Raw genomic sequence first — 23,363 nt, forward strand, 5'->3', positions numbered from 1 at the left:
GGAAAGCGGCATCGCACCGACAGTCAATAATTCCGGTACCCGTCCATGAACGATAAAAAAACCTACGGCTTCACCACCACCATCCTGCACAACGATCGCCAGAAGGGCATCGAGCACGGTTCGCTGCACAAACCCATCCACACCTCGGTCGCCTTCGGTTACGCCGACGCCCGCCAGCTGGCCTCGGTATTCCAGGGCAAGGAGCCGGGCTTCCGCTACGGCCGCCAGGGCAACCCGACCATCTCCGCGCTGGAAGACAAGGTCAACAAGATGGAGCAGGGCGTCGGCACGATCTGCTTCGCCACCGGCATGGGCGCGATCGGCGCCGTGTTCCAGGCGCTGCTGCGGGCGGGCGACCACGTGGTGTCGTCGTCTTTCCTGTTCGGTAACACCAACAGCCTGTGGCAGACCACCATGGCGCAGGGCGTGGGCGTGTCCTTCGTCGACGCCACCGACGTCGCCAACGTGGTTGCAGCCATCACCGACCAGACCCGCGTGGTGTTCGTCGAAACCATCGCCAACCCGCGCACGCAAGTGGCCGACCTCAAGCGTATCGGCGAGCTGTGTCAGCAGCGCGGCATCCTCTACATCGTCGACAACACGATGACCACGCCTTACCTGTTCCGCCCGAAGTCGGTTGGTGCCGGCCTAGTGGTCAACGCGCTGACCAAGTCGATCGGCGGCCACGGCAATGCGTTGGGCGGCAGCCTGACCGATACCGGCGCCTATGACTGGACCCGCTTCCCGAACATCTACGAGAACTACAAGAAAGCCGCGCCGCTGCAATGGGGCCTGGCGCAGATCCGCGCCAAGGGCTTGCGCGACTTCGGTGCCTCGCTGGCGCCGGAGGCGGCGCACCACATCGCGGTCGGCGCCGAGACGCTGGCGCTGCGCATGGAGCGCACCAGCGCCAATGCGCTGGCGCTGGCCACGCTGCTGGAAGCGGACGAGCGCGTGGCCGCCGTCTACTATCCCGGGCTGGCGTCGCATCCGCAGCATGTGATCTCCAGCGAACTGTTCCGCAGCTTCGGCTCGCTGCTGAGCTTTGAGCTGAAGGACGGCATCGACTGCTTCGATTTCCTGAACCGCCTGAAGCTGGCGATTCCCGCCTCCAACCTGGGCGACACGCGCACGCTGATCATCCCGGTGGCGCATACCATCTTCTACGAGATGGGCGCCGAGCGCCGGGCCTCGATGGGCATCGCCGAATCGCTGATAAGGGTGTCGGTCGGCATCGAGGACACCGACGATCTGCTGGACGATTTCACCTGCGCACTGGAAGCTTGCTGAGCTCCGCACCAGATTGTGATAATCTAAGCTTTCAATTTTGCCAAGCGGGAGGAGGCGTGATGAGAGCAGCATGGGTACTTGCCTTGACCTTGCTGTCGACTAACGCCTTCGCCGACGATCAGGCCCGCCGCCTCGCGCGGCAGGCCGAGATCGAGTACTACACCAGCCGCTACGACGGCGCCGATATCTCGCTGGCCCGCTTCAACTGCCAGCCGCCCAACATCCCGATGCGTCCAGCGCTGGCTGGCAGCCCTGCGGTGACGCAGGCGCTGGCCGCGTGGCGCGCCTGCTACGAGCAGTTCCTTGCCAACTACAACGCCGCGCTGCCGGTCGGCAAAAGCATCCCGCCCGACCTGGCCGACCTGATGACGGACGATGAAATGGCCGCCGCCCAGACGCTGATGAGCCAGGTGTTCGTGCAGGTGGCGGAGGAGGCCAAGCGCCAGGCGGACGCGGTCACGCTGGCGCAGGCCGCGTGGGAAGGCCGGCGCGGCGACATCGCCCTGAGCGCGCGCGACCTGTCGCACCTGCCGGAGACGGCGGGCAAGCGCTAGGCGCCGTGCTTAGTGCCAGCTGCGCATCAGGCCGACCGCCAGGCCTTCCAGCGCGAACTCGTCGGCTTCGGGATCGACCTTGATGATCTTGAAGTCCGGATTTTCCGGCAGCAGCTCGACGGTGGAGCCGGTCTTCCTGTAGCGCTTGACGGTGACGTCGTTGCCGATGCGGGCCACGACGATCTGGCCGTTCTTGGCGCTGTCCACTTTTTTCACGGCCAGCAGGTCGCCGTCCATGATGCCGGCGTCGCGCATCGATTCGCCGCGCACCTTGAGCAGGTAGTCCGGCCTGGAGGAGAACATGGCCGGGTCGACGCTATAGCTGGTCTCCAGGTTTTCCTGCGCCAGGATGGGCGAGCCGGCGGCCACGCGGCCGATCAGCGGCAGCGACATCATCAGCGACACCGGCACCTTGGGCGTGGCCGGTTCCGCGTGCACGCCCAGCAGGCGGATGCCGCGCGAGGTGCCGGCGGCGATCTCGATCGCGCCCTTGCGCGCCAGCGCCTGCAAATGCTCCTCGGCCGCGTTGGCGGATTTGAAGCCCAGTTCATTGGCGATCTCGGCGCGGGTCGGCGGGAAGCCGGTGTTCTCGATGGCATCCTTGATCAGATTGAGAATTTGTTCCTGTCTTGCGGTGAGCTTGATCATAGAGTGCTTTAGGCCTGTGTATATAGACAGTCTGTATTTTTGTACAGTGTGAAGCGAAATGCAAGGGAATTTGTTGCTTGGCACGAAATAATTTCAAGTGGGGTCAAGTCTGACATTCGGACACGGCCTCTGCCGTAGCGTCCGCTAGGGCAGAGGCCGTGTCCGAATGTCAGACTTGACCCCACCCGAGGGGCTGGCCTTTTGCCGGGAAAGCTGATATAGTCGCGGGCTTACCTCTTCCCACACCTGTCTTGACGCCAGGGTGGGCTATATTCACAGTCCTTAAGGGAGTTTGCATGCGTCACTATGAAATAGTATTTATCGTCCACCCGGACCAGAGCGAGCAAGTGCCCGCCATGATCGAGCGTTACAAAGCCTCGGTAACCACCCGCGGCGGCGCCGTGCACCGTGTTGAAGATTGGGGCCGTCGTCAGATGGCTTACTCGATCCAGAAACTGGCTAAAGCACACTACATCTGCATGAACATCGAATGCGACAACGAGACCCTGGTCGAGCTGGAAACCGCCTTCAAATTCAATGATGCCGTGCTGCGTCACCTGACCGTCAAGATGAAGAAAGCGGAAACCGCTCCTTCGCCGATGATGAAGTCGGTACAACGTGAAGATGCAGCGAAATCGCATCGCACCGAAGCCCCAGCAGTTGCTGCTGCTCCTGCGGCCTAATTGTTCCAGGGAACCGAGCTGAACCAGCTCCAGTTCATTGCTTTGATCGCCGAACGGGACGCCTTGCGCTACACCCCTGCCGGCATGCCGATCGTGAATGCTGTACTCCAGCACCGCTCGCAGCAGGTCGAAGCAGGCATCGCCCGATTGAGCGAGTTTGAAATTGCCGCGGTTGCCGCAGGCGAGATTTCAGGCCGCTTCAGTCAGGCGCCACTGGCAGGCATGTATCAGTTCTCCGGTTTTCTGAACAAGAAGAATCGCAATAGCAAAAGCCTGGTGTTTCACATCATTGATTTTAGTGCTGTCCCAGACAGCTCAATTTAGATACAGGAGCCTAAAATGGCATTCGGTAAAAAGTTCGACAAAAACAAGCTCAAGCTGAAAGAAAAGCGCAAGCAACAAAATCCACTGTTCAAGCGTAAGAAGTTCTGCCGCTTCACCGCAGCAAACGTAGAACAAGTTGACTACAAAGACGTCGACACCCTGAAAGACTTCGTCCAGGAAAACGGCAAAATCATGCCAGCACGTCTGACCGGTACCAAGGCGCACTACCAGCGTCAAGTTGACACCGCAATCAAGCGCGCTCGCTACCTCGCGCTGCTGCCTTACACCGATCTGCACCACGCTTAATTGCGTCGTCTAGATAAGATCCTGGAGAAGAACTATGCAAATCATTCTGTTAGAAAAAGTCGTCAACCTGGGCAACCTGGGTGAAGTCGTTAAAGTTAAAGACGGTTACGCACGTAACTTCCTGATTCCGCAAAAAATGGCTCGCCGCGCTACCGCGTCCGCCGTTGCTGAATTCGAAGTCAAGCGCGCTGAACTGGAAAAAGCCGCTGCTGAGAAGCTGGCTGCTGCTCAAGCCCAAGGCGAGAAACTGAACGGCATGACCGTGACCGTTTCGCAAAAAGCTGGTGTGGACGGCCGTCTGTTCGGCTCCGTCACCAACTTCGACATCGCTGAAGCGCTGACCAAAGCTGGTTTCGCTGTTGAAAAAGCTGCTGTGCGTATGCCTACCGGTCCTCTGAAGACCGTTGGCGAGCACCCAGTCAGCGTTGCTCTGCACACCGACGTGGTGGTGGAAGTGACCGTTGCTGTTGTGGGCGAAGCTGCCTAATACTTGGCCGGACGGCAACGTCTGGCAAGTGTTGCAACACCTTTGAAAAAGCCGGGCTTGCCCGGCTTTTTTCTCGTCATAAATTTGTAATACGGCTCAAGCAAGCAGGTATAATTCGCGCCATGAACGCCCCCTCCGATCCGCAAGTCGATTCACTCCGCGTCCCGCCGCATTCCATCGAAGCAGAACAGTCCGTCATCGGCGGCCTGCTGCGCGATAATGCGGCGTTCGACCGCATTGCGGACATGATGCATCCGGAAGACTTCTACCGCTACGACCACCGTATCATCTACGAACAAGTCGTCAAGATGATCAACGGTTCCAAGCCGGCCGACGTCATCACGGTGTTCGAGACGCTGACCCAGCTGGGCAAGGCCGACGACGTCGGCGGCCTGGCCTACCTGAACGCGATGGCGCAGAACACGCCGTCGGCCGCCAACATCCGCCGCTACGCCGAGATCGTGCGCGACCGCTCCATCCTGCGCCAGCTGATCACCGTGGCCGACGAGATTTCCGGCCAGGCGTTCACGCCCCAGGGCAAGGAAGTCAAGCAGATGCTCGACGAGGCCGAGTCGAAGATCTTCGCCATCGCCGAGCAGGGCGCGCGCGGCGCGGCCGGCTGGATCCCGGTGCAGCCGCTGCTGACCCAGGTGGTCGAGCGCATCGACGAACTGTATTCGCGCGAGTCCGGCTCCGAGATCACCGGCGTGCCGACCGGTTGGATCGATCTCGACCGCATGACCTCCGGCCTGCAGCCGGGCGACATGGTGGTGGTGGCCGGCCGTCCGTCGATGGGCAAGACCGCGTTCTCGATGAACATCGCCGAGAACGTCGCGGTGGAAGAGGGCCTGCCGGTGGCCGTGTTCTCGATGGAGATGGGCGGCGTGCAGCTGGCCATGCGTATGCTGGGCTCGGTCGGCCAGCTGGACCAGCACCGCCTGCGCACCGGCAAGCTGAACGACGAGGATTGGCCGCGCCTGACGCACGCCATCCAGAAAATGAACGACGCCCAGGTCTACATCGACGAGACGCCGGCGCTGAACCCGATCGAGATGCGGGCGCGCGCGCGCCGCCTGTCGCGCCAGTGCGGCAAGCTGGGCCTGATCGTGGTCGACTACCTGCAGCTGATGCAGGGCTCGACGCCGGGCGACAACCGCGCCTCCGAGATTTCCGAGATTTCCCGGTCGCTGAAGGGCCTGGCCAAGGAGCTGCAGTGCCCGGTGATCGCGCTGTCGCAGCTGAACCGCTCGCTGGAGCAGCGCCCCAATAAACGTCCCGTCATGTCCGACCTGCGCGAATCCGGCGCTATCGAGCAGGACGCGGACGTCATCATCTTCTTGTATCGCGACGAGGTCTACAATCCGGACTCGCCCGATAAAGGAACGGCCGAAATCATTATCGGTAAGCAGCGTAACGGCCCGATCGGCTCGGTACGCCTGACCTGGATCGGCCAGTACACCAAGTTTGGCAACTATGTCGGTAACCTGGCGCTGTATCAAGGCGATTAACCCAGGGCGACTAATCTTTGCGCCGTCCTTACCTGGGGCGGCGATCTGCAGTAATTAATGGAACGGAGAATAAAATGTTTGGACGTTTGATGCCCACCGAGGGCAAATTTTTTGACCTGTTTAACCAACACGCCGAGCTGTGCGTCAAAGGTGCAAAAGAAATGCTGGGCCTGATGTCCAATTTCGACGATCTGGAAAATCGCGTGCACGCGATCGAGAGCATCGAAAAGCAGGCCGACAAGATCACCTACGCCACCGTCGACCTGCTGCACAAGACCTTCATCACGCCGATCGACCGCGACGACATCCACAAGCTGATCACCCGCATGGACGACATCCTCGATCTGCTGGAAGACGCCGGCCAGACCGTCTCGCTGTACGACCTGCACTCGGTCACGCCGGAAGCCAAGCGCCTGGCCGAGCTGGTGCTGGCCTGCGCCGAGAAGGTGCGCGACGCCGTGGCCCTGCTGCACAACATGGACAATTCGCGCCAGATCGTTGCCATCTGCGAAGAGATCGACCGCCTGGAATCGGACGCCGACCACGTGATGCGCGCCGCCATGTCCAAGCTGTTCCGCGACGAACCGGACGTGCGCAACCTGATCAAGATGAAGGCCATCTACGAGATCCTGGAAACCGTGACCGACCGTTGCGAAGATGTGGCCAACATCATCGAAGGCATCATCGTCGAAAACGCGTAACGCATACATAACTACAAAAGAATAGTCCAACATGCATACCCTACAAATCAGCATCTACGTGCTGGGCGTCCTGATCGCCCTGGCGCTGGTGTTTGACTTCATGAACGGCTTCCACGACGCCGCCAACGCGATCGCCACCGTGGTCTCGACCGGCGTGCTCAAGCCGCAGACGGCGGTGGCCATGGCCGCGCTGTTCAACTTCACCGCCATCTTCGTGGTCGGCCTGCACGTGGCCTCCACGGTGGGCAAGGGCACCATCGATCCCGGCATCGTCGATCAATATGTGATCTTCGGCGCGCTGGTCGGCGCCATCGCGTGGAACCTGTTCACCTGGTACTACGGCATTCCATCGTCGTCGTCGCACGCGCTGATCGGCGGCCTGGTCGGCGCCGCGGTGGCCAAGTCCGGCACCGGCGCGCTGGTCGGCGGCGGCCTGCTCAAGACGGTGCAGTGGATCATCCTGTCGCCGCTGATGGGCTTTGTGTTCGGCTCCATCATCATGCTGATCGTCTCGTGGATCTTTGTGCGCTCGACGCCGCGCCGGGTCGACAAGTGGTTCCGCCGCCTGCAACTGGTGTCGGCCGCATCGTACAGCCTGGGCCACGGCGGCAACGATGCGCAGAAAACCATCGGCATCATCTGGATGCTGCTGATCGCGGTCGGCCAGGTACCGGCCGGCGACGCCTCGCCGCCGCTGTGGGTGGTGATCTCGTGCTACACGGCGATCTCGTTCGGCACGCTGTTCGGCGGCTGGCGCATCGTCAAGACCATGGGCCAGAAGATCACCAAGCTCAAACCGGTGGGCGGCTTCTGCGCTGAAACCGGCGGCGCGCTGACCCTGCTGATCGCCTCGCACTTCGGCGTGCCGGTGTCGACCACGCACACCATCACCGGCGCCATCGTCGGCGTTGGTTCGGCGCAGAAGATGTCGGCGGTGCGCTGGGGCGTGGCGGGCAATATCGTGTGGGCCTGGGTGTTCACGATCCCGGCCTCGGCCTTCGTGGCCGCGCTGGCCTGGTGGGTCGGTCACCACATCATGTAACAAGCAAGGGAGCCTCGGCTCCCTTTTTTGATGGAAGTAATATGCAGAAAATCGATTTTGCGCAGTTGATGTTGTTGGCCCGGGCCTCTGCCGATGTGACTGTGCCGTGTAGTTGCAGTACCGTTTCGCTGGCGGCCTGGCAGCGCTTGCCAGCGTCGCTGGAGCTGGATCGCTTCGAGGAAGTCGGCACGCTGATGGACGACCCGTACGACGAGCCAACCTTCGCCGAATATCACCCGCACGGCACGCGCTACGACAGCGAAGAGGCGCCCATCGCGCCGCGCTACTATCCATGCAACCTGAGCCAGGTCGCGCGCTGCCTGAACTGTGGCCGTCACTACCTGCGCTACAACGAGGCCGGCGGCTACTTCACCGAGCTGCGCATCCGCGCCCTGCAGCCGCAGCTATTGGCCGACGCCGCCCTGTAGGCCCAGCATCCGCGCCGCCATCGCGCGCGCCAGCACCGACGGCGCGGGTACCGCTATCGGCAAATCCGTCAGCGCCTCGTCGATCGCCAGGTTGGCCAGTCCGTGCGCCAGGCTCCATCCGGTCAGCGCCAGTTCCGGGCCGCGTGCCGCGTCGAAAGCGGTGGCCGCCGCGACCAGCACATTGAACGCCCCCTCGGCCGCCTGCTTCAGATCCGGGTAGCGGGACTTCTGCGCCAGCATCGGACCGAACATCAAACGGAACTGCGCCGGCCGCGCGCGGGCAAATTCGACATACACCTCGCAGATATCGACCAGCCGCTCGCCTTGCGCGCGCGCGTGGTCGCGGTCCGCCGCCGCCATGGCCGCCGCCAGCCCGGCGAAGGCGCGCGCCGCCACCGCCGCCAGCAGCTGTTCGCGGCTGGCGAAGTGGTGATAGGGCGCTGCGTGCGACACCCCCGCCGCCTTGGCCACTTCGCGCAAGGTGAGCGCCTGCGCGCCATTCTGCGTCAGCAGGGTGTCGGCGGCATCGAGCAGGCTGTCGCGCAGATTGCCGTGATGGTAGGGCTTGGTGGCCATAAAGTCATCTTGACATGAGAAAGATATAAACGCACTATACAGATCTTTCCAGTGTAAAGATTGGGGGCGCAGATGTACCACTTCATCGTTGGCCGCAAGCTGCGGCGTGCTTTCGGGGATCTCAACGCCGGCGCCTACGAGCGGGTGCTGCCGCAGTTCGCGGCCGCGCACCGCCATGTGATGCACGGCCACCATCCGCTGGCCGGCGAGCGCCGCACGATGGTGTCGACCGCGCAGTGGTACGCGCGCCTGGCGCGGCTGCTGCCGGGCCTGCGCTTCGAGATCGACGCCGTCGCCGTCACCGGCTGGCCATGGCGCACGGTCGCCACGGTGACGTGGAAGGACCGCTTCACGCTGCCCGACGGCAGCACCGGCTCCAACCAAGGCGTGCATGAATTCGAATTGCGCTGGGGCCGCGTGCACAAGCTGGAGGTCCACTGCGACACCGCGAAACTGGAGCGCTACTGCCGCGGCATGGCCGCCAGCGGCATTGCCGAGGCGGCCGCCGCGCCGATCAGCGATGTCTAGGAAATATGGGGCAGCCACATGGCCATGCTGGCGCCGAAGATCCCCACCGCCATCGCCAGTGTCAGCAGCGTCAGGCCTGCCGCTGTGGCCAGCTTGTGGACGGGCCGGCCGCCATCGCAAGCGCGCAGGTAGAGCTCCAGCAGCGCCAGCGGCAGCAGCGATTCGCCGAACACCAGGATGTTGAGCGCCGGGCCGGTGAAGGTCTTGGGATCGAAACCGACCGGGCCGCCATTGACCAATATCCAGAACAGCAGGCCGACGCGGAAAAACCAGCTGCCGCTGACCACCAGGAACAGCCGCAGCGCCCAGCGCCGGTGCAGGTCCAGCCGGCGCGCGAGCGCATGGCGCACCGCCATCACGGCGCACAGTGCGATCAGCACTGCGTTTAGCGTGGTGCCCAAGCGCTGGATCATGTCGCCGCCCGCGTTGCGGGTCCAGATCATGTAGGCGCCGGCGATGGCGGTGACGATGGAGACCGCGACATAGACGCGCCCGTTCCAACGGTGGAATACCGGGAAGCGTGCCCGCAGCGCCGGGATCAACTGCAACGGTCCGGCCAGCGTGACGAGCGCGGCGATCGCCAGATGCGCGGCCAGCGCGGCGTTGCCCACGCGGTCGCCCTGAACATAGCCGACCAGCAGCACCTTGTTCCAGCGCGTCCAGTCGCCCGCCGCGACCGCGCCGCCGTAGAACGACACGATATAGGCCGCGAAGACCGCCTGTCCTGCAACCATCACCGCGAACCAGAACGCGGCGGCGGCCTTCAGCGCCTGGCCGGCGCGCACGCGCATGCCGCGCGCGGCGGGGACGGCGCCATCCATCATCAGGGTATCCGACATCTCACTCCTCCTTGTTTGTGTTGCGCCGTTGGCCGGCGTCGCAGTGGAATATGGCCGAACGCACCGGCGCGCGCCAGCCGTATCCGACGAACGACGACCCTTTGCGGACGAAGCACGGCCGGCGCCGACGAACGACGATGGCTGCCGGCGTCCGCAAAACAGCGGCGCCGACGCCGCGATTTCCGCCAAATCCGTGGGCTATAATCGGCCCATGTCTACTACTCTGACCGCCGCGCCGCCGCGCGGTTTCGCCTTGCTGCTGGGTTGGCGGCGCGTGCGCTTCGCGCTGTGCGCGTCCGCCGCGATCGGGCTGCCGATCGGTCTCGGCTTTCAGTCCAGCTTCTGGCCGCTGATGGCGCGGGCCGTGTCGCTCGGCCTGCTGGCGATGCTGGTGTTCGGCCTGTTCGAGCAATGGCCGCGCCGCCTGCCGCCCTGGTTGGCGCGCTGGGCCCTGCAGGTGATGGGCGTGGCCTTCGTCATGCCGGTCGCCGTGTACGCGATCTACGTGTGGTCGACGGCGCCCGGCGCGCCCGCGTTCTGGCACGACACTGGACGCCTCAGCGGCTTCTGGACCTTTACCGTCCTCGGCGTGCTGCTGGCGCCGTGGATGGCGCTGGGCGCACTGGTGCGGCAAAAGGACGCGCTGGCCCGCCACCAGGCGCTGCGCTTCGAACTGCAGCGCAGCGAACTGGAGCGCCAGGCGCTGGATGCGCGGCTGCGCCTGCTGCAGGCCCAGGTCGAGCCGCACTTCCTGTTCAACACGCTGGCCAATGTGCGCGAGCTGGTCGACTCCGGCTCGCCGCAGGCGTCGGCCGTGCTGGGCAGCCTGATCGCCTATCTGCGCGCGGCGGTGCCGCGCCTGCACGAGTCCGTCACGAGCGTGGAGCAGGAGCTGCAGCTGGTGCGCGCCTATCTGGAGCTGATGCATATGCGCATGCCCGACCGTTTGCAGTTCACGCTGTCGGCCGACGCCGCCGCCTTGCCGCTGCCGTGTCCGCCGACCACCTTGCTGACGCTGGTCGAGAACGCGATCCGTCACGGCATCGATCCCAGCGAAGAGGGCGGCCGCATCGACGTCCGCGTGCTTGTGCGCGGCGGCCGCTGCCAGGCGCAGGTGGCCGACACCGGCATCGGCCTGCAGGCGGGTGGCGGCAGCCTGGGCACCGGCCTGGCCACACTGCGCGAGCGCCTGCAGCTGGTGTTTGGCGCCGACGCCGCCTTGCGGCTGACCGCGGTGGCGCCGCACGGCGTCTGCGCCGAGGTCGACCTGCCGCTGCGCGAGGCCAGCCGATGACGGCGCGCGCGCCGACCGCGCTGATCGCCGACGACGAGCCGCTGCTGCGGCAGTCGCTGGCGCGCCTGCTGGCGCAAGCGTGGCCCGAGCTGGAGGTGGTGGCGCAGGCGCGCAACGGCCGCGAGGCGGTCGAACAGTTCGACGCGCTGCAGCCCGACATCTGTTTTCTCGACGTGCACATGCCGGGCCTGTCGGGCGTGGAGGCGGCAATGCGGATCGGCAGCCGCGCCCACCTGGTGTTCGTCACCGCCCACACCGAGTACGCGATCCAGGCCTTCGAGCAGGGCGCGCTCGACTATCTGGTCAAGCCGGTGGAGGCGGCGCGGCTGGCCGAGACGGTGGCGCGCCTGCAGCAGCGCCTGCGCGCCGACACCCTGCCGGCGCCGGACCTGGCGCGGCTGCTGGCGCAGTTGTCGGCGCAGCTGTCGACGCCGGCAGGGCCGCCGCCGCTGCGCTGGATACGCGCGCAGGTGGGGCAGGCGCTGTGCATGATCGCCGTCGACGAGATCGACTTCTTGCGCGCCGATGAGAAGTACACGCTGGTGGCCTGGCGCGGCGACCAGGGCAAGCCGGGCGAGGCGCTGATCCGTACGCCGCTGAAAGAACTGCTGGCCCAGCTCGATGCGCAGCGCTTCGCCCAGGTGCACCGCTCGGTGGTGGTCAACCTGGGCGCGATCAGCCATGTGATACGCGGCGACAACGAAACCGCGCAGATCCATCTGAAGCGTCGCCACGACGTGTTGTCGGTAAGCCGCAGCTATCTGCACCTGTTCCGCCAGATGTGAGCCTGGCGGACACAAGCGCGGATGTACAATATGGCTTGCAGCCTGAAAGGTCGGCAGCCACTGGGGAGGATGAATGACGGATACGTCGCCGGCAGCAAACTTGCCATTGCTGCCACTGATGGTAGCGGACCGGCCGGCGCGCCAGCGCGCGCTGGTGCTGACGCTCGTCTCGGCGCTGGTGTTCTGCGCGTTGCTGCCCTACGTCCAGGTGCCGCTGGCGCCGCTGGCCGCCTTTATCCCCATCTATGAATCGAGCCTGCTGCTCAACGACCTGATCACCGCCGTCATGCTGTTCGGGCACTTCAGCATCCTGCGCTCGAGATCGCTGCTGGTGCTGGCCGGCGGCTACCTGTTCACCGCCATGCTCACCGTGCCGCACATGCTGAGCTTCCCGGGGGTGTTTTCGCCCGGCGGCTGGCTGGGCGGGCATAGCCAGGCCACGGCCTGGCTATATGTCTTCTGGCACGCCGGCTTCCCCCTGTGCGTGACGGCCTATGCGTTGCTGGGTCATCGCGAACGCCAGCGGCCGCACGCGCCAGCCATGCCACCTTGGGCCGCGCTGTGGGCGATCGCCGCGGTGCTGCTGGCCGTGGCCGGATTCACCCTGCTGTGCACGATGGGCCACGACCTGCTGCCGCCGATTCTGGAAGCCGGCCACTACACGCTGGCCGGCCGCATCGTGCTGGCGTCCACCTGGGGCGCCAGCGTGGTCGCGCTGGCGGTGTTGTGGCGCTATTCCACCCGTTCGCTGCTGGACCTGTGGCTGGGCGTGGTGATGGCGGCCTGGCTGTGCGACATCGGCCTGTCGGCGGTGCTCAACGCCGGCCGCTACGACGTCGGCTGGTACGCCGGCCGCATCTACGGCCTGTTCGCCGCCAGCTGCGTGCTGATCGTGCTGCTATTGGAGAGCAACAAGCTGTTCGCGCGGCTGGTGGCCTCGCATGAGCACGCACTCCAGCGCGGCGCCGACCTGCACAGCCTGAACCTGCAAAACGAGCAGCGCGCCACGCAGTACGCGAAAGCGCTGGAGGAGCTGCACTTCAAGGAAGAGGAAATCCGCGCGGTGGTGCACAACATCGCCGACTGCGTGCTCACCACCGACGCCGCCGGCCTGGTGATGAGCGCCAATCCGGCGCTGGCCAAGGTGTTCGGCTACAGCGCGGCGGACGTGGTGGGGCGCCACATCTCGCGGCTGATACCGGAACTGGCGGCCGACAGCGAGCACGCCTTCATCCGCGACGGCGAGGTCGACGGCCTGCACCGCGACGGCCGCCACCTGCCGCTGGAACTGGCGATGAACGACTTCGAGGTGCACGGCATGCGGCAGTCGGTGGTGGTGCTGGCCGATATCAGCGAACGCAAGCAGTTCGTGGCCGAGCTGCGGCGCGCGCAGATCAACGCCGAGCAGGCCAACCAGGCCAAGTCGACCTTTCTGGCCAACATGAGCCACGAGCTGCGCACGCCGCTCAACGCCATCCTCGGCTTCGCGCAGATCCTGGTGGCCGACAATATGCCGGTGACGCCGGAGAAGCGGCGTGAATTCATGCAGCACATCCTCAAGGCCGGCAAGCATTTGCTGGTGCTGATCAATGAGGTGCTGGACCTGGCCAAGGTCGAGTCGGGCACGCTGTCGCTGTCGGTCGAGGCGGTCGAGCTGGAGGAGATGATGGGCACCTGCCAGCACATGATAGGGCCGCTGGCCGACAACCGCGAGCTGCGCCTGCGCTTCGTGCTCGACCCCGGCATGTATGTGCAGGCCGACCACACGCGCCTGAAGCAGGTGCTGCTCAACCTGCTGAGCAATGCGGTCAAGTACAACCGCAAGGGCGGACTGATCAGCGTGACCTGCGTCGCCCTGTCGCCGGAGCGCACCCGCATCGCGATCCAGGACGGCGGCGAGGGGCTCACGCAAGCCCAGCTCGCCCAGCTGTTCCAGCCCTTCAACCGCCTGGGGCGCGAAGCGTCCAGCGAGGAGGGCACCGGCATCGGCCTGGTGATGACCCAGCGCCTGGTTGAAATGATGGGCGGCACCATCGGCGTGAGCAGCACGGTGGGCGAGGGCAGCGTGTTCTGGATCGAGCTGAAGGCGGCCGCCGCGCACCGCGTGCCCGCCGCCTTCAGCCAGGTGGTGCCGCCGGAACTGCGTGTCGCCGCCGGCGCCGGGCAGCGCAGCCTGCTGTACGTGGAGGACAATCCGGCCAACCTGCTGCTGGTGCGGGAATTGATCGGTTTTCGCGGCGACCTCAGGCTGTTGAGCGCCACCGAGGCCAGCACCGGCCTGCGGCTGGCGCGCGAGCAGCGGCCGGACGTGATCCTGATGGATATCAACCTGCCCGGCATGAGCGGCAACGAAGCGATGCGGCTGCTCAGGGCCGACCCGGTCACGCAGGCGATTCCGGTGATCGCGCTGTCGGCCAATGCGATGTCGCACGATGTCGCGCGCAGCCGGCAGGAGGGCTTCATGAGCTACCTGACCAAGCCGCTGAACCTGGATGAATTTACCGCGGCGCTGAACGCGGCGCTGCTGCAGTCGCAACAGAGCGCCAGCCGCAGCCTGTAGCCGGCCGGGCCGGCCTGGGGCGGCGCAAATAGGCTATCATGCCGCCTCTTTACCCGTTTGATTGTTCCTCCCCATGAAAGTTCCCCGCAGCAAGCGTTTTTCACCGCACCGTAGCAAGCTGACAGCGTTGATGAATGTTGTCCTGATGGGGGGCGTGGTGAGCGCGCTGAGCTATCACAGCCGCTTGCACGGCCGCCTGGGCGTGACCCGCCACGCGCTCACGCTGGCGCCCGGCCGGCGCCTGCCGCGTCCGCTCAAGATCGCGTTTGCCTCCGATTTCCACGCCGGCCCGCCGACCCACGCCGGCATCTTCGACGACCTGTTCGCCCGCATCGCCGCCGAGCAGCCGGACGTGCTGCTGATGGGCGGCGACTACGTGTCCGGCCCGGCCGCCAATGTCGCCGTGCTGTGCCCGGCGCTGGCGGCCTGCCGTCCGCCGCTGGGCAAGTTTGCCGTGCTGGGCAACCACGACCTGTCGACCGACGACGGCGAGATCTGCCGCCGGTTCGAGGCGGCGGGTGTGCACATGCTGGTCAACCGCGCCGTGGCGCTGCCCGCGCCGTTCGGCAATGTCTCGATCTGCGGCATGGACGACCCCTGGACCGGAGAGCCCGACGTCGCCGCCACCTTTGCCGGTGCCGGCGACGTGCGGGTGCTGCTGATGCACGCGCCGGACGGCCTGCTGGAGCTGGCCGGCCAGCGCTACGACGTCGCCTTCGCCGGCCACACGCACGGCGGCCAGATCGCGCTGCGCGACGGCACGCCGCTGGTGCTGCCGGCCGGCCCGCTGTCGCGTCCCTATCATTATGGACGCTTCCCGGTGAGCGGTAATGGCGAGCTGATCGTCAGTCGCGGCGTGGGGTGCAGCCGCATTCCGGTGCGCATCAACGCCAATCCCGAACTGGTGATCTGTACTGTGCAATAATTTGCCCACCATGCATACCCATATCCAACTCCAGACCGAAGATCCCACCGCCCGCGACTCCCTGTTGTTGATGGAGGAGTTGTCGACCGCGCTGGAATCGATCACCGGCGACAGCGGCCGGTCCTCCTTCGACATCGAAGACGTCTGCGGCCCGGCGGGCTGCTTCGTGGTGGCGCGCGACAGCGCCGGCGCGGCCCTGGGCTGCGGCGAGCTGCGGCCGCTAGAGCCGGGCGTGGCCGAGATCAAGCGCATGTACGCGCGCCACGGCACCAGCGGCGTCGGCAGCGCGGTGCTGCGTTTCCTGGAGGACGAGGCGGTGGCGCTGGGCTACCAGGCGCTGTGGCTGGAGACGCGCCTGGTCAACCGCCGCGCAGTCGACTTCTACGAGGCGCACGGCTACCGCCGCATCGCCAACTACGGCAAGTACATCGGCAACCCGCTGGCGGTCTGCTTTGAAAAGCAGCTGCCTACTTGATGCAGACCGCCCGCACCATCTTGATGTCGGTGATGCCCAGCAGGACTTTCTCGATGCCGTCCATCTTCAGCGTCAGCATGCCGTCCTCCAGCGCGGCGGCCAGCAGCTGGGCGACGCGCGCGTGTTCCTGCAGCAGCTTCTTGACCTTGTCGCTGCCTATCATCAGCTCGTGCAGGCCGACCCGGCCCTTGTAACCCTTGTTGCACTCGTCGCAGCCGACCGCGCGGTATAGCGTGAACTTGCCGTCCCTGGCGTAGCGCTGGCGCCAGCCGGCCAGCACGGCGGCGCGGCCGGCGGCGCCGTCCCGGATGAAGCCCTCGGTGTTGAGCAGCTCCTCGCAGAACTCCGTCAGCAGCAGGTTCAGCTCCTCTTCACTCGGCTGGTAGGCCTGCTTGCAGTTGCCGCACAGGCGCTTGGCCAGCCGCTGCGCCAGGATGCCCAGCAGCGCGTCGGCGAAGTTGAACGGGTCCATGCCCATGTCCAGCAGCCGCACGATGGATTCCGGCGCGCTGTTGGTGTGCAGCGTGGCGAACACCAGGTGGCCCGTCAATGAGGCCTCGATGCCCATGCCCACGGTTTCCTTGTCGCGCATCTCGCCGACCATGATGATGTCCGGGTCGGCGCGCAGGAAGGCCCGCATCACGGTGGCGAAGTCCAGCCCGGCCTTGCGGTTGACTTGCACCTGGCGCAGGCCCTTCTGCGTGATCTCGACCGGGTCCTCGGCGGTCCAGATCTTGGTGTCCGGCGTGTTCAGGTAGTTCAGCACCGAGTGCAGCGTGGTGGTCTTGCCGGAGCCGGTCGGGCCGCAGACGAAAAACAGGCCATACGGTTTCTCGATGGTGGCGCGCAGGCGCTCCAGGTTGAACGGCAGCACGCCCAGCTTGTCGAGCGGGATGGGCTCGCCGGCCGCCAGGATGCGCATGACAATGTCCTCGACCCCGCCCGACGAGGGGATGGTCGCCACCCGCAGCTCGATGTCCAGCGGGCCGTATTTCTTGAACTTGATCTTGCCGTCCTGCGGCTTGCGGCGCTCGGAGATGTCGAGGTCGCACATGATCTTCACCCGCGCCACCAGCGCGCTGCGGTAGGCGGCGGGGATCTCGATGTAGGGCACCAGCGTGCCGTCCTTGCGGAAGCGGATGCCGGTCTTGCCCTTGCCGGGCAGCGGTTCGATGTGGATGTCCGACACGCCCTGGCGGTAGGCGTCGACGATGATCTTGTTGAGCAGCTTGACCAGCTCGTTCTCGACCGCCTCCGACACCTCGACCGGGCCGCCGTCGCTGTCGTCGCCGTCGTCATCCATGCCGGACAACAGTTCGCCGACGCTGCCGCTGTCGCCGGCCGCGCCGAAGAAGTGCTCGACCATCATGCGGAACTCGCGGTTGCTGGTCACGCGGAACACCGGCTTGGCCTTGGGGAAGATCTGGCTGACGATGTGGATGTTGGCCACCCGCTCCGGGTCCAGCGCCACCACCAGCATGCCTTCCTTGCCGTCCTCCAGCGGCATCCAGCCGGATTCCTCGATGTACTGGCGCTTCAGGTTGCGCAGCAGTTCGACCGGCTTGATGCGGTCCGGCTTGAAGTGCTCGTAGGGCACGCCGAAGTGCCGCTCCAGCGAGGCGCCGATGGCCGCCAGCTTGACCTGGAATTCGTCGATCAGCACGTCCTCGATGTCGTGCTCCTTCTTGCGGGCCGAGCGCGTGGCCAGCTCCAGCTCGGCCGCCGACAGCACCGCGTCCGTCACCAGGCCGTCATATTTGGTGCGTACCATCTGTGGCGGCTTCATGCGCTGGCTGAAGGCCACGGACAGGGTCTCGCACAGTTCCTTGACACCGGCCTCGGCGATGGTGGAGAAGGGCGCGCGGTCGCGGTTGTTGATGAACTGGACCACCCCCAGCAGCTCGCGCGACTGCACCGCGATCAGCGGCGCCACCAGCATCTGCTTGGTGCGGTAGCCGGTGCGCTGGTCCACGCCCTGCTGGAAGCGCAGCTCCGGCGAGTAGCGCGCCAGCTCGGCCTGGTCGTAGACGTCGGCGATGTTGATGGTCTTGCGGGTCAGCGCGACGTAGCCGGCGATCGAGGCCGGCGTCACCGCCAGCTTGAGGTCGCGGAACGAGGTGAGCCCGGTCTTGACCTTGGAGACGATGTAGTCCTTTTCATGGTCCATCGCGTACAGCGTGAAGCGGTCGCAGTTGAACAGGTCGCAGAACTCCATGCCGAGGTCGAGCATGATCTCGTCCAGGTTGCTGGTGGCGTGGATCTTGGTGGTGACCGTTTGCAGTTTCTGGAAGAACGCCAGCCGCAGGTCGACATCGCTGGGGTGTGGACTGGGGTGGCCGGCGTCGTTCATGATCGCTTTCGCTAGGTCAGTAGAACTTCCATGCCTTCATAAGCGAGGAAGACCTTCAGGCCGCCCGGCAGCGGCGCGTGGCGTGCCATCACGTCGGCGAACACGGCTTCGAGTTCGTCGTCGCTGCGGGTCGGTTCATGATGGGTGCAGTATAACGCTTTGGCGCCGGTGCGCAGCGCCATGGCGAACGCGGAATCGAAGGTGCCGTGGCCCCAGCCCTGCTTGGCCGGGTATTCCTCGCGGGTGTAGGAGCAGTCGACGATCAGGGCGTCCACCCCGTGCGCCACGGCGTCGATGGCGGCGTTGCGCTCCGTCATCCATTGCTGGTAGGCGGCGTGTTCCGGGTGGCCGGGCGGATGGATGTTGTAGTGCGGCTCGTGGTCGCCGGTGAAGAACATCGATTTGCCGTGGCACTCGATGCGGTAGCCGAGGTCGGTCACCGGGTGGTTCATCACCACGTTGTGCACGGTGGCGTCGCCGACCTGGATCGGCTCGCCGATGGCGAGGGTCTGGTATTCGATGGTGGCGTCCATCTGGGTCTCGCTGACCGGGAAATAGCTGTTTTGCAACTGTACGCCCATCACGTGCTCGATGCCGTTGCCGGTCACGGGGTCGGTCACGCCGTGCAGGCGCACGCGGCTGTCGCGCACGAACAGCGGCGTGAAGAAGGGCAGGCCGTGGATGTGGTCCCAGTGGCTGTGGGTGATGAAGATGTTGGCGTGGACCGGGGTTTTTTTGTTTTGCAACAGGGATTGGGCCAGCGAAAAGATGCCGGTGCCGCCGTCGATGACGATCAGGGTGTCGTTGTCGGTGCGGACTTCGATGCAGGTGGTGTTGCCGCCATAACGCGCGGTGCGCGGGCCGGGCGAGGGAATGGAACCGCGCACTCCCCAAAAAATAAATTTCATACTCAGTCCCTGTTCTTTTTTTGCCGGATGCTGCGGTCGATGATAGCTTTTTTTTTCGGCAACAGGGAAAAACCCGACACTGCCGACGCTAATTTTGTGTCGTGGGTCATTTGCCGATGTACAACAGCTTATGCTAGCGATACACTTCGAAAGTGCGCCCGGACGCCTGACGGCCGGCACAAGCCCATACAACAGGTATTGAAAAAACAACCATGCAAGAGTTGAACCAAACGCAGATCTCGCAGCGGCTCGACCAGCTGACGGAACTGAGCGTCCAGCTGGGCAGCAGCCACGACACCGATACGCTGCTCGAGCGTATCCTGATCGTTGCCAAGAGTATGACCAACGCCGACGGCGGTACGCTGTACCGGCCCAGCGAGGACAAGCGTTACCTCGATTTTACGATCCTGATCAACGACACCCTTAATACACATCAAGGCGGCATCAATGGCGAGCCGATCACCGCGCCCGGCGTGCCCCTGTTTGACGAGAACGGCGAGAAAAACCTGGGTTCGGTGGCGGCCTACGCGGCGCACTTCGGCCTGTCGGTCAACATCGAGGACGTCTACAAGGCGGACGTGTTCAACTTCTCCGGCATGGTCAAGTTCGACCAGCTGCGCCACTACCATTCGCAATCGTTCCTGACGGTGCCGATGAGCGACCACGAGGGCGAGCTGGTCGGCGTGCTGCAGCTGATCAACGCCAAGGACAGCGACACCGGCGCGATCCGCGCCTTCAGCCAGACCGACCAGCGCTTCATCGAGGCGCTGGCGGCGCAGGCCGCCGTGGCGCTGACCCACCAGCGCCTGATCGCCCAGTTGGAAGAGCTGCTGGAATCCCTGGTCAACCTGATCAACATCGGCATCGATGAAAAATCGCCGTACACGGGCCGCCACTGCCAGTTCGTGCCGGAACTGACGATGATGCTGGCCGAGGCCGTGCACAACACCGAGACCGGCCCGATGGCCGATTTCCGCATGAACGACGCCGACCGCAAGGAACTGTGGCTGGCCGGCCTGCTGCACGACTGCGGCAAGATCACCACGCCGGTGCACGTGGTCGACAAGGCCACCAAGCTGGAAACCATCTTCGACCGCATCGCCCAGATCGACACCCGTTTCGAAGTGCTGCTGCGCGACGCCGAGATCGACGCGCTCAAGCGCAAGCTGGCCGGCGGCGACCACGGCGCGATCGATGCGGAACTGGCGCAGCTGCAGGCCACGCTGCGCGAGGAGCGCGACTTCATCCGCGTCGCCAACGTCGGCGGCGAGGGCATGAAGACGGAGGACCAGGAGCGCGTGCAGCGCATCGGCCAGCGCCGCTGGGTCGGCGTGGACGGCGTCGAGCAGGACTTCTTCAACGCCGACGAGCTGATGAACCTGACCATCAAGTTCGGCACGCTGACCGACACCGAGCGCAAGATCATCAACAACCACATCTCGATGTCGATCCGCATGCTGGAGGCGCTGCCGTGGCCCAAGCACCTGAAGAACGTGCCGGAATACGCCGGCGGCCACCATGAGCGCATGGACGGCAAGGGCTACCCGCGCGGGCTGACCAAGGAGCAGATGTCGATCCAGGCGCGGGTGATGGCGATCGCCGACATCTTCGAGGCGCTGACCGCCAAGGACCGGCCGTACAAAAAAGGTAAGATGCTGTCGGAGTCCCTGCGCATCCTCGGCAACTTCTCGCTCAACGGCCACATCGATCCCGACCTGTTCGACATCTTCATCCGCAACAAGATCTACCTGGAGTTCGCCCACAAGAACATGGACGAAAAGCAGATCGACGTCATCGACGAATCCAAGATCCCCGGTTTCACGCCCTAACCCCCGGAAGGAGCGCGCGTGCGCCTGATCCCCGCCAAGTGGACCAAGACCCTGCTGAAGTACGGCCCGCGCTGGCTGTTGGGCGTGCTCATCACGACCGCCGGCGTGCTGTACGCGCTCAACATCTGGGAGAGCGAGACCGTGGCCCGCCTCGACAACCTGCTGGCCGGCGAGCGCATGAAGCTGGAGGCGCCGGTGCTGGATCCGCGCATTGTCATCGTCGACATCGACGGTCAGGCGCTGACCGAGTTCGGCCGCTTCCCGTGGAGCCGCAACGTCCAGGCCCGGCTGATCTCGCAGCTGACCGGCCACTACCAGGTCAAGGCGGTCGGCTACGATATTTCCTTCCCCGAGCCGGACACCAGTTCCGGCTACGGCGTGCTGGAGAAGCTGTCCAACAAGGAATTGAGCGACGTGCCGGCGCTGCGGCAGAAGCTGGCTGAACTGAAACCTTCGCTGGACTACGACGGCCTGTTCGCCGCCGCGCTGGCCGGGCAGCCGGTGATCCTGGGCTTCAACCTGTCGCCGGACCAGGTCAAGGGCGAGCTGCCCAAGCCGCTGTTCACCGAGCGCGACCTGAACGGCCGCGAACTGACCGCCTACAACGCGCCCGGCTACGAGGCCAATGTGCCGGTGCTGCAACGGGCCGCGGCCGGCGGCGGCAGTTTTTCCGTCTCCACCGACCCGGACGGCATCGTCCGCTCAGCTTATCTGATCCAGCAGGTCGGCGATAAATACTATCCCTCGCTGTCGGTGGCCACGGCCGGGCTGTACCTGGGCGCGCGGGCGATCAAGCCGCTGCTGACGGAATCGGTGGACCAGCTGTCGCAGAACCAGCTCGACAGCGGCGGCTACGACGCCCTGACCATCCTGCTGCCGGACCGCAAGCAGCGCGTGATCCCGGTTGGCGAGGCGATGAGCACGGTCGTGCAGTTCCGCGGCACCGGCGGCCGCGACGGCGGCGCCTTCCGCTACGTGTCGGCGGCCGACGTGCTGACCGGGCGCGCGCCGGTCGCGCTGCTCAAGGGCACGGCCGTGCTGATCGGCACCACCGCGCCCGGCCTGGTGGACCTGCGCGCGACGCCGGTCAAGGCCGAATATCCGGGCGTGGAAATCCACGCCAACATCATCAAGTCCATCCTCGACAACCGCTTCAAATCGCGGCCCTACTATGCCTTCACGCTGGAGGCCGGGCAGATCCTGGCGATCGGCCTGGTGCTCAGCTTTGCGCTGGCCGCGCTGTCGCCGCTGCGCTCCATCCTGCTGGGCGTGTTGGTGCTGGCCGCCAGCTTCGGCCTGAACTACTACGAATACGCCTCGCTCGACCTGATCTACAACCTGGCGATGCAGCTGATCGTGGTGGCCGCCGTGTTCGTGCTCAACGTGGCCTGGGGCTATTTCTTCGAGGTCCGGAAGGGGCAGGCGCTGGTGTCGCGCTTCGGCGAATACGTGGCGCCCGAGCTGGTGGCCGAGATGGCCGACGATCCGGAAAAATACAATATGGACGGCGAAAGCCGCGAGCTGACCGTGCTGTTCGTCGACGTGCGCGGCTTCACCACCATCTCCGAAGGGCTGACGCCCAAGCAGCTGCGCGAGTACATCAACCTGTACCTGACGGCGATGTCGGAAGACATCCGCGACAGCCACCGCGGCACGCTCGACAAGTATATCGGCGACGCCGTCATGGCCTTCTGGGGCGCGCCGGTGGCGTTTGCCGACCACGCCAGCCGCGCGGTCGCCACCTCGCTGCTGATGCAGGCCAGCGCCCACCGCCTCAACGAGGACTTCATCGCGCGCGGCTGGCCGCCGCTGAAGATCGGCATCGGCCTCAATTCCGGCCTGATGCACGTGGGCGACATGGGCTCGAAAATCCGCCGCGCCTACACCGTCATGGGCGACGCCGTGAACCTGGGCTCGCGGCTGGAGGGCATCACCAAGGTGTACGGGGTCGGCATCGCGGTCGGCGAGGCCACCCGCGCCGCCGCGCCGGAGTACGCCTACCGCGAGCTGGACCTGGTGCGGGTCAAGGGCAAGAACGAACCGGTCGCGATTTTCGAGCCAATTGTCCTGGACAAGGATCTGGATCCCGCCACCCGCAGCGAGCTGGATCGCTGGCACAGCGCGCTGGCTGCCGTGCGCGCGCAACAATGGGATCAGGCAATGGCGATAATTGTTGAGTTGAGGGCATTATTGCCTGACCGCAGCCTGTATTCCTTATATACTGAACGCATTGCCTATTACCGAACTCATCCTCCCGGCGCGGACTGGGACGGCGTCACCACGTTTGAAACCAAATAGTTGGAAAAGCTCAATCATGAAGGCG

General features: G+C 65.0%; 23 protein-coding genes. 18 read left to right on the forward strand and 5 right to left on the reverse strand.

What is annotated here, in order from left to right:
• The first annotated feature begins 45 nt into the window (after nt 1-45).
• Both ACEN9O_RS16615 and ACEN9O_RS16620 read left to right on the forward strand, forming a co-directional pair.
• Nucleotides 46-1,290 carry a cystathionine gamma-synthase family protein gene (locus tag ACEN9O_RS16615; protein ID WP_495612974.1) on the forward strand — a complete coding sequence of 415 codons (1,245 nt, stop codon included), beginning with the start codon at nt 46-48 and terminating at the stop codon, nt 1,288-1,290.
• Between the two features lie 59 nt (nt 1,291-1,349).
• Nucleotides 1,350-1,844, forward strand: coding sequence for a hypothetical protein (locus ACEN9O_RS16620; RefSeq protein ID WP_495612975.1), 495 nt, complete (start codon nt 1,350-1,352; stop codon nt 1,842-1,844).
• Between the two features lie 9 nt (nt 1,845-1,853).
• On the opposite strand, the gene lexA is transcribed toward ACEN9O_RS16620, so the two are convergent.
• On the reverse strand, nt 1,854-2,492 hold the full coding sequence (gene lexA / locus ACEN9O_RS16625; RefSeq protein ID WP_008450946.1) for a transcriptional repressor LexA: 639 nt from the start codon (nt 2,490-2,492) through the stop codon (nt 1,854-1,856).
• A 296-nt stretch (nt 2,493-2,788) separates the two neighbouring features.
• Here lexA and rpsF point away from each other — a divergent pair, with 296 nt between their 5' ends.
• From rpsF to ACEN9O_RS16665, 8 genes are all read left to right on the forward strand, one after another.
• Nucleotides 2,789-3,175, forward strand: coding sequence for a 30S ribosomal protein S6 (gene rpsF / locus ACEN9O_RS16630; protein ID WP_445233306.1), 387 nt, complete (start codon nt 2,789-2,791; stop codon nt 3,173-3,175).
• Nucleotides 3,176-3,193: 18 nt separating this feature from the next.
• Nucleotides 3,194-3,499, forward strand: coding sequence for a primosomal replication protein N (gene priB / locus ACEN9O_RS16635; RefSeq protein ID WP_495618492.1), 306 nt, complete (start codon nt 3,194-3,196; stop codon nt 3,497-3,499).
• A 15-nt stretch (nt 3,500-3,514) separates the two neighbouring features.
• Nucleotides 3,515-3,805: a 30S ribosomal protein S18 gene (rpsR, locus tag ACEN9O_RS16640; protein WP_008450941.1), complete on the forward strand. Its 291-nt coding sequence runs from the start codon at nt 3,515-3,517 to the stop codon at nt 3,803-3,805.
• A gap of 34 nt (nt 3,806-3,839) precedes the next feature.
• Complete coding sequence (rplI, locus tag ACEN9O_RS16645) at nt 3,840-4,292, forward strand: 50S ribosomal protein L9 (RefSeq protein ID WP_116990169.1); 453 nt, start codon at nt 3,840-3,842, stop codon at nt 4,290-4,292.
• 122 nt (nt 4,293-4,414) lie between these two features.
• Nucleotides 4,415-5,800: a replicative DNA helicase gene (locus ACEN9O_RS16650; protein WP_495612976.1), complete on the forward strand. Its 1,386-nt coding sequence runs from the start codon at nt 4,415-4,417 to the stop codon at nt 5,798-5,800.
• Between the two features lie 74 nt (nt 5,801-5,874).
• Nucleotides 5,875-6,501, forward strand: coding sequence for a DUF47 domain-containing protein (locus tag ACEN9O_RS16655; protein ID WP_495612977.1), 627 nt, complete (start codon nt 5,875-5,877; stop codon nt 6,499-6,501).
• Nucleotides 6,502-6,532: 31 nt separating this feature from the next.
• On the forward strand, nt 6,533-7,543 hold the full coding sequence (locus tag ACEN9O_RS16660; protein ID WP_117014909.1) for an inorganic phosphate transporter: 1,011 nt from the start codon (nt 6,533-6,535) through the stop codon (nt 7,541-7,543).
• 41 nt (nt 7,544-7,584) lie between these two features.
• Entirely contained in the window at nt 7,585-7,971 is a 387-nt protein-coding gene (locus ACEN9O_RS16665) for a hypothetical protein (protein WP_495612978.1), read from the forward strand.
• Here the strand turns inward: ACEN9O_RS16665 and ACEN9O_RS16670 are convergent.
• Complete coding sequence (locus tag ACEN9O_RS16670; RefSeq protein ID WP_495612979.1) at nt 7,948-8,547, reverse strand: TetR/AcrR family transcriptional regulator; 600 nt, start codon at nt 8,545-8,547, stop codon at nt 7,948-7,950. The genes ACEN9O_RS16665 and ACEN9O_RS16670 overlap by 24 nt on opposite strands.
• Nucleotides 8,548-8,619: 72 nt before the next feature.
• Between ACEN9O_RS16670 and ACEN9O_RS16675 the strand changes: the two genes are divergently transcribed.
• Nucleotides 8,620-9,075 carry a nuclear transport factor 2 family protein gene (locus ACEN9O_RS16675; protein WP_495612980.1) on the forward strand — a complete coding sequence of 152 codons (456 nt, stop codon included), beginning with the start codon at nt 8,620-8,622 and terminating at the stop codon, nt 9,073-9,075.
• Here the strand turns inward: ACEN9O_RS16675 and ACEN9O_RS16680 are convergent.
• Nucleotides 9,072-9,914, reverse strand: coding sequence for a DUF2306 domain-containing protein (locus ACEN9O_RS16680; protein ID WP_495612981.1), 843 nt, complete (start codon nt 9,912-9,914; stop codon nt 9,072-9,074). The genes ACEN9O_RS16675 and ACEN9O_RS16680 overlap by 4 nt on opposite strands.
• 211 nt (nt 9,915-10,125) lie before the next feature.
• On the opposite strand from ACEN9O_RS16680, the gene ACEN9O_RS16685 reads away from it, so the two are divergent.
• The 5 genes from ACEN9O_RS16685 to ACEN9O_RS16705 all read left to right on the forward strand — a co-directional run bounded on the left by ACEN9O_RS16685 (nt 10,126) and on the right by ACEN9O_RS16705 (nt 15,953).
• Nucleotides 10,126-11,208, forward strand: coding sequence for a sensor histidine kinase (locus tag ACEN9O_RS16685; RefSeq protein ID WP_495612982.1), 1,083 nt, complete (start codon nt 10,126-10,128; stop codon nt 11,206-11,208).
• Nucleotides 11,205-11,993: a LytR/AlgR family response regulator transcription factor gene (locus tag ACEN9O_RS16690; RefSeq protein WP_495612983.1), complete on the forward strand. Its 789-nt coding sequence runs from the start codon at nt 11,205-11,207 to the stop codon at nt 11,991-11,993. Before ACEN9O_RS16685 ends, ACEN9O_RS16690 begins: the two co-directional genes overlap by 4 nt.
• A gap of 100 nt (nt 11,994-12,093) precedes the next feature.
• Nucleotides 12,094-14,553, forward strand: coding sequence for an MASE4 domain-containing protein (locus ACEN9O_RS16695; protein WP_495612984.1), 2,460 nt, complete (start codon nt 12,094-12,096; stop codon nt 14,551-14,553).
• 130 nt (nt 14,554-14,683) lie between these two features.
• Nucleotides 14,684-15,478 carry a metallophosphoesterase gene (locus ACEN9O_RS16700; protein ID WP_495612985.1) on the forward strand — a complete coding sequence of 265 codons (795 nt, stop codon included), beginning with the start codon at nt 14,684-14,686 and terminating at the stop codon, nt 15,476-15,478.
• Nucleotides 15,479-15,488: 10 nt separating this feature from the next.
• Nucleotides 15,489-15,953: a GNAT family N-acetyltransferase gene (locus ACEN9O_RS16705; RefSeq protein WP_495612986.1), complete on the forward strand. Its 465-nt coding sequence runs from the start codon at nt 15,489-15,491 to the stop codon at nt 15,951-15,953.
• On the opposite strand, the gene ACEN9O_RS16710 is transcribed toward ACEN9O_RS16705, so the two are convergent.
• A complete protein-coding gene (locus ACEN9O_RS16710; protein ID WP_495612987.1) occupies nt 15,946-18,303 on the reverse strand; it encodes an ATPase, T2SS/T4P/T4SS family in 2,358 nt (785 codons plus the stop codon). The two genes, ACEN9O_RS16705 and ACEN9O_RS16710, sit on opposite strands and share 8 nt — an antisense overlap.
• Nucleotides 18,304-18,314: 11 nt before the next feature.
• The gene (locus ACEN9O_RS16715; RefSeq protein ID WP_495612988.1) at nt 18,315-19,211 is read right to left on the reverse strand and encodes an MBL fold metallo-hydrolase; all 897 of its coding nucleotides are present in this window, start codon (nt 19,209-19,211) and stop codon (nt 18,315-18,317) included.
• Between the two features lie 212 nt (nt 19,212-19,423).
• Here ACEN9O_RS16715 and ACEN9O_RS16720 point away from each other — a divergent pair, with 212 nt between their 5' ends.
• On the forward strand, nt 19,424-21,040 hold the full coding sequence (locus ACEN9O_RS16720) for an HD domain-containing phosphohydrolase (protein WP_495612989.1): 1,617 nt from the start codon (nt 19,424-19,426) through the stop codon (nt 21,038-21,040).
• Nucleotides 21,041-21,058: 18 nt separating this feature from the next.
• Nucleotides 21,059-23,338: a CHASE2 domain-containing protein gene (locus tag ACEN9O_RS16725; RefSeq protein WP_495612990.1), complete on the forward strand. Its 2,280-nt coding sequence runs from the start codon at nt 21,059-21,061 to the stop codon at nt 23,336-23,338.
• Nucleotides 23,339-23,363: the final 25 nt, after the last annotated feature.

The sequence above is a fragment of the Duganella sp. Dugasp78 genome, assembly GCF_059491455.1.